General features: G+C 60.6%; 7 protein-coding genes. 1 reads left to right on the top strand and 6 read right to left on the bottom strand.

The genetic code is table 11. From position 1 onward, the window contains the following. Positions 1-280: 280 nt before the first annotated feature. The 5 genes from JNN07_06920 to JNN07_06900 all read right to left on the bottom strand — a co-directional run bounded on the left by JNN07_06920 (position 281) and on the right by JNN07_06900 (position 4957). Entirely contained in the window at positions 281-1885 is a 1605-nt protein-coding gene (locus tag JNN07_06920; GenBank protein MBL9167458.1) for a SpoIIE family protein phosphatase, read from the bottom strand. A gap of 419 nt (positions 1886-2304) precedes the next feature. Then, positions 2305-2952, bottom strand: a complete 648-nt coding sequence (gene recO / locus JNN07_06915) for a DNA repair protein RecO (protein MBL9167457.1) — start codon at positions 2950-2952, stop codon at positions 2305-2307. A gap of 9 nt (positions 2953-2961) precedes the next feature. Then, complete coding sequence (ybeY, locus tag JNN07_06910; protein MBL9167456.1) at positions 2962-3477, bottom strand: rRNA maturation RNase YbeY; 516 nt, start codon at positions 3475-3477, stop codon at positions 2962-2964. Beyond that, the gene (locus tag JNN07_06905) at positions 3474-4433 is read right to left on the bottom strand and encodes a PhoH family protein (GenBank protein ID MBL9167455.1); all 960 of its coding nucleotides are present in this window, start codon (positions 4431-4433) and stop codon (positions 3474-3476) included. Before JNN07_06905 ends, ybeY begins: the two co-directional genes overlap by 4 nt. A gap of 17 nt (positions 4434-4450) precedes the next feature. After that, on the bottom strand, positions 4451-4957 hold the full coding sequence (locus tag JNN07_06900; protein MBL9167454.1) for an HIT domain-containing protein: 507 nt from the start codon (positions 4955-4957) through the stop codon (positions 4451-4453). A gap of 243 nt (positions 4958-5200) precedes the next feature. Between JNN07_06900 and JNN07_06895 the strand changes: the two genes are divergently transcribed. Continuing rightward, positions 5201-7213, top strand: coding sequence for a CHASE2 domain-containing protein (locus tag JNN07_06895; GenBank protein ID MBL9167453.1), 2013 nt, complete (start codon positions 5201-5203; stop codon positions 7211-7213). Here the strand turns inward: JNN07_06895 and JNN07_06890 are convergent. Beyond that, complete coding sequence (locus JNN07_06890) at positions 7203-10787, bottom strand: TonB-dependent receptor (protein MBL9167452.1); 3585 nt, start codon at positions 10785-10787, stop codon at positions 7203-7205. The genes JNN07_06895 and JNN07_06890 overlap by 11 nt on opposite strands. Positions 10788-10845: the final 58 nt, after the last annotated feature.

The raw sequence follows: 10845 nt of genomic DNA, 5'->3' as shown, positions 1-10845 counted from the left end.
TTCTCGAGGGTCTCCCGTAATGCCGCCAGCTAGTTAGCAAGACCAACTGGCCCTTATGGTGGCCCCGTTTCCGTCCGTTCTGCAATGCTGCCTGAGTCTTTCAGGACCGCTGGACAAAACTCATACCTACGCGAAGGACGCTATGTCTGCAGGGGAAGGAGGAACCCTGATTTTCCTATTCCCTCCGGGTTTCCGCATCGCGTCCATTGCGGTTTAAAACTCGGGCCCCTCCCCATCCTGGCTCCTCCAGCAAAACCCGAATTTATTGTTGCACGGTCCCCTAGAGGCGGCGGAGCAGGAGCAGGGTCACATCGTCCTGAAAGGTGTCCGATTTGGAGAATCGCTGGACCTCGTCGCGAATGCTCTGAACCCAGTCCTCGAGCCTCGCTCCGCCGGGGAGCCGAGCGATGAGGCTCTCCAGCCGGATGCTGCCGAAGAGTTCTGGGGAATCTTGAGCGTTCGCTTCGGTGACGCCGTCCGTGTAAAAGACGAGCGTATCGCCGACTCCGAGCTGCATGCGAACATCTTCCTGCGCCGGATAGGGCGCCATGATCCCCACCAGGGTGCCGGTGGGCATGGCGACCTCGGTGACCCTTCCCCGTGCGTTTCGCAGCAGGGCAGGTGGATGCCCACCGCGCGCCAGCGCGCATTCCCCTGTAACCACGTCGTAGATCGCGAGGATGACCGTGACGAACATGAACTTGGGATTGTCGCGGGCGAGGGCATCATTCAAGCGCGACAAAATCTGCGCCGGGCTGGCCACCGTCTCGGCCAGCTGACGGACGAGCGCCCGCACCATCGTCATGAACAGAGCGGCCGGCATTCCTTTGCCGGAAACATCGGCCACAATCGCGGCAAAATGCCGATCGTCGATCGCGAAGTAGTCGTAGAAATCGCCGGAGATTTCATAGGCGGGGATCAATCGTCCGACCAACTCGAAGCGTCCTCCTGCCAGGGTCAACGGCTCCTGAGGCAGGAAGCCTTGTTGGATCTCACGCGCCAGGGCGATCTCCTGCTGAATACGCTGGGTTTCGAGCAGCTGAAGATGCAGGTTCGCGTTCTCGAGCACGTTGGAGACCTGAAGGGCGATCGACGTAAAGAGATAGAGATCTTCTTCCGTGAAGGGTGTTCCCCGGTCGAAGCGATCCAGTTCGATCATGCCCGCGGCCTTACGGCTTCGCGTGGAGAGCGGTGCGGCCATCAGGGACTGGATTCCCAGCGTGGTGATCGTGGCGTTCACGGGAGCCTCCCGAGTATCTCCGGCCAAAATAGCTTTACCCTCCGTGAGGACTTGGGTTGTGAGGGTTCGGCTGAACGCGGACTTGCCCAGCGGTGTGGGCCGCCGTTCCTCGACCGCTCGAATCGATGGCCCTTGAGGTGTGGGTAGGATCACGAGTGCTCTCGAGGCCTGCGGGAAGACCACCAATAGATGTTCGATCAGCCGATTCAGCACGTCGTCGGTGTTGAGCAGTCCGGAAAGTCGATGCGCCAGCTCGAGAATAGATTGCAGCTTCTGCGCGCTATTGGCTCGAAAGAGATCCGGGTTGGTGGCGTCGGCCAGCGTCTGACGCTGGATCGTGACCTCATAGCCCAGGTCCTGGTCGTCCTCGAGGCGGAGCAAATGAGATCCGACGCTGATCAGGTCGTTGGCTTCCAGCGCGACCCGGCCAGAAATACGCTGGCGGTTGACGAAGGTTCCATTGCTGCTGCCGAGGTCTTCGATGTGCAGTCTTCCCTGCTCAAGCCACAGCCGGGAATGCCGCCGGCTGACGTTGGCTCCCTCTAGTGTGAGCCCGACTCCCGAGCTGCGGCCGATGAACAGCTCCTCGGCGCCGATCTCGATCTGGCGTCCCGTCTCGGTGCCGCCAATGATCACTAGTCGCATGCAACACCTCCGATTGGGGTGATACGCGGGTGGTGGCGGCGTTGGCGGAGCACGAACATGGTGCGACCCTAGCGCGGGACTTCGGGGCGGGACAAGCTTAAGGTCGGTCATGAATCTCCCGCCGGGAACCCGGAGAGTGCTAAGAGATTAGCCGGTGGTCGACGCCTAGCTTGGACCACCGGCTCCGTACCGAAAAAAACCGCCCCCCGATGAGGGTGCCACCCTTCCCTCTCCAAAAGGTGGCATCGCTGCGCGATGCTCTGTCTGTTCGGGAGATCGATTCCGGGGATCTTCGATCCTCCGGCTAATCTCTATGACCCCAGCGGGGGTCTGGAGACCGAGGACAATCGCCATGGTCGGACTCGTAGCGCCAGGGAAAACGCGAGTCGCTGCTCACCTATTTCAAATGACTCTCCGACTTACGTCGGCTGGAGCGCTACGTGTCGGCTGGCAGGTATCCGGTCTAGATGCAGGAGCAGGTGGGCCTGCAGAAAGCGATCGAGTTCCGCCTTCTGGACCGGGCTCAACTCGAGGACTGCTAACGGTTTCCAGTCGGGCTCGTGGAGGCGGCGGGCGATGGCCTTGGCGCCGTCGCCTAGCGAACTGCTCTCGATGTCGGGCTCCAGCCCGAGTAGCTCCAGTAGTCGGAATTCGAAAGCGAACACGGTTTGGGGGCGAGGGGGGTGCGCTTCCAGAAAAGCGAGCGCGTCTTCGAACAGCGCGTGAAACTCGGGCAGGGGAGTTTCCCTCTCCGTCGTTTGTTCCAGCAAGTTCACAAAATAGGCGGCCTGCTCGATGCGGGGTAGGTCGGTGCGCAGTGCGGGGCGGGTGGATCTCAGGGAGACTTCTCGGAGCGTGTGCAGGTCGGATCGACGACTTCGCTGAAAGCTGAACTCAGCTTCGAAAAACAAGTCGAGCTTGCCGCGAAAGGAAGACTTGGGACGGCGCGCTCCTTTGGCGACGGTGGAGAGGCGGCCGAGATCGGGGGTGAGCCACTGAACGATCAGGCTGGTCTCGGTCAGGGGGCGAGTCCGGAGGATGATCCCGTTGGTGCGTTCATCGGCCATCGCACAGACTCAGGAAGCAGTTCGTCGTTTACGGGTAGTGGGAGTTCGCTTCATCTGTCGTCCGATGCGTTCCAGGTCATGAACTTTTGCCACCTTGCGGAGCAAGCGGGACTCCTCCTGTTTCATCTCGCGGCGTGGCGCCGGCTTCAGGTCATCGTAACCGCACAGATGCAAAATGCCATGGATCACGTAACGCACCACTTCCTCCTGCCAGGAAGTCCCGAACTCGACGGCCTGCTCTTGGGCATCCTCGACGCAGATGAAGAGTTCGCCATGAATGGGGGTGGGCACGGTGGGACGAGCGACGGGAATCGGCGAATGGTCGAAGGTGATCACGTCGGTCGAACCCTCGTGTTGCAAGTACTGCTGGTTCACCCGCGCCATCTCCCGGGCGCTCACGAGGTGAATGCCCAGCTCGACCTCGGTCAATTCGAGATGCTCCTCCAGCACCTGAAGCGTGATGGATTTCAGCAGGGGCAGATCCACCGGCTGTGTTCGCTGCCGATTGCGAATCTCGACGATCATGATTTGGTCCCGCGGTGTTCCTCGTAGGAGGCGATGATGCGCTGGACCAGGGGGTGGCGTACGACATCGCGCTTGCTGAATTCGGCGATCCCAATGCCTTCCGTTTTGCGCAGCGCGATCAGCGCCTCGAGCAGGCCGGATTTTCGGCTGCCGACCAGGTCGATCTGAGTGGGGTCGCCGGTGATCACGGCCTTGGAGCTGTAGCCGAGGCGGGTGAGGAACATGAGCATCTGCTCGGTCATGGAGTTCTGCGCCTCGTCTAGGATGATGAAGGCATGGTTCAAGGTTCGCCCGCGCATGTAAGCCAGCGGGGCGATCTCGATGATTCCCTTTTCCCGATGCTTGATGACCTCCTCCGCGGGCAACATATCGTGCAGAGCATCGAGGAGCGGGCGTAGGTAGGGGTCGATCTTCTCATAGAGATCGCCCGGGAGGAAGCCGAGCGCTTCTCCGGCCTCGACGGCTGGGCGGGTGAGAATGATGCGACTGATTTTGTCCTCCTTGAGTGCCGCCACCGCCATGGCCATGGCGAGATAGGTCTTGCCGGTGCCGGCGGGTCCCACGCCGAACGTCACATCGTGCTTGCGGATCATTTCGATGTAGCGCTTTTGTCCCAGCGTCTTAGGCGCCACCGCCGATTTGCGACTCGAGACCGGGATGCGTTCCGCGTACAGGCTTTGCAGCGCGTCCACACCTTCGTTCGCGATGATATTCAGAGCCTGGCTGAACTCCCGGTTCTTGATGACGGTGCCGCTCTTCAGGGAGCCCTCCAGTGCGACGAAGAGCTGTCGCGCGAGGCTGACATTCTCCGTTGTCCCCTCGATCTTGATGAAGCCGTCCCGGGCGGTGAGCTTCACCTTGAGGGTGTTCTCGACCGCTGCCAGGTTATGTGGGTCATTGTTGAACAATTGTTGAGCCAGTCGGGCGTTGTCAAAATGGAGAGTCTCGGAGGTCATACGAAGAACAAAGAGTGTTAAGCGACCGGCTGGTCGGTAGCTTTGAGAGCATCCCGCAGCTGGGCAGCCAGCTCGGTGAGCGCCTGGGGAACCACCGAGGTTCCGCCCAGGACCGCCATGAAGTTGGTGTCCCCGCTCCAGCGCGGCACGATGTGCAGGTGGAGATGTTCGGCGATGCCGGCTCCCGCGGCGCGGCCCAGGTTGAACCCGACGTTGAATCCATCCGGTTTCATGACGGCGCGTAGCGCGGCCTGGCAGCGCTTGGTCAGGCGCATCAGATCGGTGAGTTCCTGATCGGTGAGCTCCGCCAAGTCCGCCACCTGTTTGTAGGGGATCACCATGAGATGCCCGCCGTTGTAGGGGTAGGCATTCAGCATGGCGAAGCAGGTGCGATCCCGGACGATCACATGATGGGCCACATCGTCATTGGATTGGGCGATTCGGGAAAAGAGGGACACATCCGAGGCTGGGGGCTTCGGCGACAAGATATATTGGATGCGCCAAGGGGCGTGCAGCACTTCCATGGAGGCAGGGTAGGGGGGGCGAGGAGTAAAGTCAAAGGGGCAGTCCATATCTGGCGAATGCATGTTTACCGCACCTTCCTCCGTTCTCAGAAACTGCTTGGGTCGGTTGTCGGCTGCGGCGTAGGATTCCGCCGTCACGTGGCCCAGAGTCCAACACAGCCAGGCTCCGAGTTGAGCCAGCAGCGCCCAACAAGGAAGTCCGGTTGGGTGGCAGCGTGTAGCCTAGCGTTGCTGGGGGCATTGATGTTGTTTCCTCCCTTTGACGGGTTGCTCTCCCGCTGGAGCTATGACTGGGGGTTTCACCTGCGGGCACCGGTGGAATTGGAGCGTTGCCCGGTGGTGGTCGTCTACATGGACGACGAATCGCATCAGCAACTGGAACAGACTGGCATTTCGGCGTGGGATCGCAGGCTCCATGGCCAATTGATTCGCCGGTTGAAGGAGTTGGGTGCGGCTGTGATTGCCTTTGACGTTCTGTTTCGTCCTCCCTACGCCGACACGAACGCGACGCGATCACTGCTCGCGGCCGCCGACCAGCATGGACAAGTGTTCTTTGCCGCCACCGGCGCACGTTCGGCGGTTCCGACCGGGCAGATGGGGGTGTGGCGCGTCCTGCCTCCGGAGTTTGACCTGCCTGCGACCATTTCGTATGGACTGGTCGAAGAATCGAAGCAGGAGGGAAGCATCCGTGAGCACGAAACTCCTTTGAACAACGTGGAGCCGCTCTCTTGGAAGGTGGCTCGGGCGGTTCTGCAGGATCCCCCGGTGCCGGCGACCCGACGGCGCTGGATCAATTTCTATGGTCCTGTGGGAGCGATCCCTCATGTCAGCTACGCCTCTGTGCTTTCGAACACCTTCTCTCGCTCCATCTCCTTTTCAAACAGCGTGGTGTACGTGGGGGCGGGAGTGAACGTGCCGTTCACCAAGGGTGCCGAGACCGACGCATTTCGAACTCCATTCTCCGAGAAATTTCACGGAGTAGCCCTGAACGCGACGGTCTTTTTGAACCTCTACTACGGCGACTGGCTCACCCGAATTCCTGCCTTCGTCGAGTTGGCGATCGTGGTGCTTATGGGGGTCGCGTCCGGGTTGCTGTTTTCCCGTTTGCCGTCGTTGTGGACGATCCCCTTGGCCCTGGTGGCCGTGGCCGTTCTGCTGTTCGCCGTGCGTCTCCTACTGCTGCATACCCATGTCTGGTTTTCCTGGGTGATTCCCGTCCTGATACAGATTCCCGGCGCTCTGCTGTGTACGGCCGTCACTGCCAACCTCCGCTTGATGAAGGAGAAGCGGTTGCTGACCGAGGAGCTGCAGCATCGCCTGGAGGCGGGGGCCGCCTCGGTAAAGGGGCCGCCGTCGTCCGCCGTCCCCGCTGCAGCGGCAAATCGCGGCGAGGAAGATCGCACCCTGGTTACACCTCAGAATCCCTTCACCGTACCCAACTACACCTTGATTCGGCGCATCGGCAAGGGTGCTTATGGGGAGGTGTGGGTCGCCAAAAACGCCGTCGGACTGCTGCACGCGGTTAAGATTATTCACCGGCATGCCTTTGATATGCCCGAGCCCTTCGAGCGAGAGTTTCGCGGCGTGCAAAGCTACATGCCGATCTCCCTGGGCCACCCGGGGTTGGTCCCCGTCTTGTATGTGGGACGGGATGCTGAATTCGACTGTTTCTATTACATGATGGAGCTGGCCGATGACGCCGAGAAGGGGGTGGCTGTAGATGTTCATACCTATGTGCCTCGCTCCTTGGATCAAGATCTGGCCCGCTCCGGCTCTCTGCCGGCCCGACACTGTGTTCAGATCGGACTGCGTTTGGCCGAAACCCTGGCCTACCTGCACAGCCAAAAGCTCGTCCATCGGGATATCAAGCCCTCCAATGTCATCTTCGTCCGAGGGCAGCCTAAGTTTGCGGACCTGGGGCTGGTCACCCGCACGGTGGGTGAACGGGGCGCGGGTTCGGAGGTGACCGCGACCTATGTTGGCACCAAGGGCTATATTCCGCCGGAAGGTTCGGGCACGCCGGGGGCCGATGTCTACGCGCTGGGTAAAGTCCTTTATCAAATGGCGTGGGGCAAGGAGGAGGAGAAGTTTCCCGCCTTGGCGACGGATCTTCACAGCCGGCCTGATCGGGACGAGCTGATGCTCTTGAATCCGATCATCCTCAAGGCCTGCGAACCGAACCTTCTGCATCGTTTCGCCAGTGCCGATGCCATGCTGGAGGCGCTGCGGGAACTGGATCGGAAGTTCAGTAGCTAAACCGGAAGCTGGCCATGAATGTGCGGTCGCGAGGCAGTCGGGCGGTAAGATTCAGCGGGTTCAGCCGATAGTCCTGGTCGGTGAGGTTCAAAATCCCCACGCGCGCTTCGATGCGGCGCTGCCAGAACCGGTATCCGGCCTGGAGGTTGAACTGCCAGAACGTGTCGTCGGTCAGCTCTGGGGTGTAACCGCGATTGTGTTGAGCCAGGAGCACGGAGTCGAATTGTCCGAAGAATCCGCTCGGATGGGTAAAAATGGCAAATCCCTTCACTTGATGGAGAAGTGCTTCGAGGGCTGCATCGCGAACATTCCCAACAAACTCCGGAAAACGATCCTGCAGTTCGGATTCGATCAACTGGTATTTGGCGCCGAAGGACCAGAGTTCTCCGACGAGCTGATGAGCCATGACCGAGATGACACGCTCGCGATAGTCGAGGGATTCCCCCACCTGGGAAGGACGCCACGGCCGCACTCCCGTCAGATCCAGCACCCCGAGGTCGCGCTCAACCTCGGAGTTGAGAACCTCGCCGGAGATCATGAGGTAGGTGGACTGGGAGAACTTCTGATCCCAGGCTAGTCCGAACGTTTCGAAGCTGGCGCCCGCGTTGGCGGAACCGATCGATTCGGGGATCAGGCTGCGAAAACTTTGTTGAAAGCCGGCGACTTGTGAGGGCTCCAGTTGATAACTTTGGTCGAGGCTGGCACCACCCTGGGAACGGGTAAAGGCGCCGCGGAAGGTGGTGCGCGGACCCGGCGTCCAAATGAGACCTGCTTTGGGCGAGAGCTGTTCCGCCTTGGACTCCTGGGCGGAGAGCGGCGCAAAGCGATGGTTCTCAGGGTAGATCAAGCGGTCATAGCTCAGGCCAACCGTGGCGCGGAGGGTCTCGTGCAACTCCCGATGCACGTATCCATAGGTGCTGATTCGCTCAAAGGAATTCTCTTCGCTTTGGGCGAGATCTTGAAATGAGTTGGAGAAAATGGGAGGGAATCCGAACGGAATGACTTCATGGGCATTTTGAGTCCGAAATTCACCGGCCTGGAACCGCGCGCCGCCCATCCAGGTCCACCTTCCAGCCTCACCGATTTGCTGCAGCTCCGCGAGGTAGATTTCTAACCGGCTCCGGTAGTCCTGCTGCAGTTGGACGGTGCCGGAGTCGACGATGCTGCCATCCGGGTCCCGAACGATCCAGAACGTCGACTGCGTGGGGTTCGTCACGGACAAGGAGTCATCCAGTCGTCCCGCCAGGAGCAGGGTGTGGTGTCCGGGGCTCCACTCATGATGGTATCCCGTCAGGAGGATGGGTTCTTGGGTTTCCTTCACTTCCAGGCCGACAATCGACTGACTGGGATTGTAGAGCGCGCTGACGTCTCCGGAGGTGGCGTCGAAGTAGGTCGTTTGCACGAACAAGCTGTCTTGAGCGGTGAGCTGCGCCTTGATTTTGAGATCGACGTTGAGCTGTTCGAGGTCTCCATTGGCCTGCTCGCCTTGCTCGCTTCGGTAAGTGGTGTCGACCGCGAAGCTGGTGTTTTGAAACTGACCGTAAAGCGACGCCGCCTGATACCAATCGCCACCGCTGAGGTAGTCGGATCGGGAACTGAATCCAAGTCGATCCCGTTCGAAGAACTTGGAGTATTCCTGCTGCGAGACATAGGGAGACAGCGTGCCGCCGCCGACCGGCGCGAGCAATGCCGCGACCAGGTATTCACTTTGCCAGGGAGTTTCGTAGCGCAGGTCGATTTGTCGGGGGTCGCGCAGGGCGTTGTAGCTGTTGGCGAGGAAGAGGTGCGAGGAGAAGCTGGCATAGTCCGCCGTCACGGCTCGGGAGGCCTCGCGAAGGCTGAGCTCCGCCATCCCGGCATCCTGGTAAACCGTGGCCAGGTTGGCGCTCGCCACCGCCCGATCCTGATCCAGCAGCAGTCGTGACCGATACAAACGTCGATTGGAATTCAGGTTTTCGGCTTGCTCGAGTTCCCGGACCGCCGCGTTCACACGATTCAATCGCTGTTGGAGAAGGGCGTCGTAGAGCGAGGCCGTGGGATCGCGGGGATCCAGCTCCTTGGCCAACTCCAGCTCGTGTTGAGCGCGCGTGGATTGGCCGGTCTCGGCAAACGCTTTCCCCAAGTAACTGCGCAACGAGGCTCGCTGCGGCTCGGCGCTGGCGGCGGTGAGGAGATCTACTTGCCCTTGCTCGCTGTCCCCGCTGCGAATGCGGCAGAGGCCCCGTCCGAGCCAGGCGTTGGCCAGGCCGGGATCCATCGCGATGGCTTCGGTGAAAGCGGCGATGGCTTCGCGTGTGCGATTTTGCGCTCCGAGTAGGAATCCCCGCAAGGCCAGCGCTTCCGCGTGTCGGGGGCTGCGAGCGATGGCGGTATCGAGAGCGGCACTCGCCGTGCGAATGCGCCCATGGCTGAACTCCAATTCCGCGACACGTGTCCACGCGAACCCGAACTGGGGAGAGGCTTCAGTGGCCTTCCGTGCCGCTTGAAGCGCGGCGGACAGATGCCCTTTGGATTGCTCGAAATAAGATTGGACCACCCACTCCGTCGCCAACTGCGGGGAGACTGGAGCGGCTGACGGCGGATCGTTGCGCACCACAGCAATCATTCTGAGGAGGGACTCGCTCAGTGCGTTCAGCCGCTGATCGGCGGAGGCTGGTTCCGCGCTCAGACGCAGCAGCTGCTGCGCGGCATCTACCTGGCCTACACTGAGCAGCAGGGAGGCCTCGTAGAGGCGTAGGGCGGGGGATTCTGAAGGCGAGGCGGGATCGTTGCTGGCGCTGAAGAGCTCTCTGGCTTTCAGCAGGTCTCCCAGTGCATAGGCGGCCAGCGAGTCCCCCACGCGGCTCCGCTCCCGGTCCGTCAGCGGAAGTTCGGTAACATCCAGGACTCCGGGGTAGTACAGGAACCATTGAATCAAATCATTCGCCGCGCCCACCATCGGCCGCACCTCCAGGGGTTTTCCGGGTTGAGCCACCCCTTGCTGCTGTTTTAGCACCGTAGCCTTGGCTCCTCCCGCATCGCTCAACTCCACCGCGCCTTCGAAGACGCTCAGGGTGGTGGTGCCGTCGGGGGCGACCCGAAGCGCAAACTCGGTTCCCTTAACCACCGCCGACACTCCCGGGGTTCTAAACTCGAGCTCTTCGGGAGAGTCTCGATGAAAAAAATAGATCAACCCCTGCAATAATTGGAATCCGAGCCGGCTCCGTTTGGGCGCGATGGGTGGAATTTCCACCAGGCTGAGCTGGTCAACGTGGAGGATGGAGCGGTCGTACCAGAGCAGTTGTGCCTGACTTCTGGGGCCCGTACTTAAACGATCTCCCGCGTTCAGAATATCGTTGGTTCGGGCGGTATACTTGGCGGGATCCTTGCCGCGGGCCAATGAGACGCTGCCCTGGACCGACTGAACCTGCACGTATTTTCCCTCCGTCGACGCTCCAAACAAGATCCCGGACCCAGACAAGCCAACCCAGAGCCACCCCCAGACCAGCGCGAGGCGCTGGCTTCGGGTGATCTTGTTTCTAAAAGACAGCTTAAGAGTTAGAGTGGGAAGATCCACTGGCGCGTGGGTACTCAAATCTGGTAAGTAATGCAAGCGTTGTGGCTCTTCACACGAAAGTTTCTGTTGTAGGCTG

Source organism: Verrucomicrobiales bacterium (assembly GCA_016793885.1).
Taxonomy (GTDB): domain Bacteria; phylum Verrucomicrobiota; class Verrucomicrobiia; order Limisphaerales; family UBA11320; genus UBA11320.
This window is presented reverse-complemented; position numbering and strand designations above follow the sequence as displayed.